The 607-nt window shown below is 44.6% G+C and carries 1 rRNA gene; it reads left to right on the plus strand.

The window, feature by feature from the left end:
• Positions 1-75 precede the first annotated feature (75 nt).
• A 23S ribosomal RNA gene (locus AC27G3_RS18190) occupies positions 76-607 on the plus strand; the annotation flags it as partial.

The following is a 607-nucleotide window of genomic DNA, read 5'->3' on the forward strand; positions in this document are numbered from 1 at the left end:
AGTGTAGTTTACTACATGAGTGATAAAGCAACACAGTCTACAGACTAAAAAACAAGAAACTACTTAGGGTTGTATGGTTAAGTGACTAAGCGTATGTGGTGGATGCCTTGGCAGTTAGAGGCGATGAAGGACGTGTTAATCTGCGATAAGCGTAGTTAAGGTGATAAAAACCGTTATAGACTACGATTTCCGAATGGGGAAACCCACTGACATAAGTCAGTATCATTAAGTGAATTCATAGCTTAATGAAGCGAACCAGGAGAACTGAAACATCTAAGTACCCTGAGGAAAAGAAATCAACCGAGATTTCGTTAGTAGCGGCGAGCGAACGCGAATCAGCCCTTAAGCTTATTGGGCGCTAGTGGAATGTTCTGGAAAGGACAACGATACAGGGTGATAGTCCCGTACACAAAAGCAACCTTTAGGTGAAATCGAGTAGGACGGAGCACGTGAAACTTTGTCTGAATATGGGGGGACCATCCTCCAAGGCTAAATACTACTAACTGACCGATAGTGAACCAGTACCGTGAGGGAAAGGCGAAAAGAACCCCTGTGAGGGGAGTGAAATAGAACCTGAAACCGCATACGTACAAGCAGTGGGAGCCAG

This window comes from Colwellia sp. SU-HH01217, assembly GCF_057543495.1.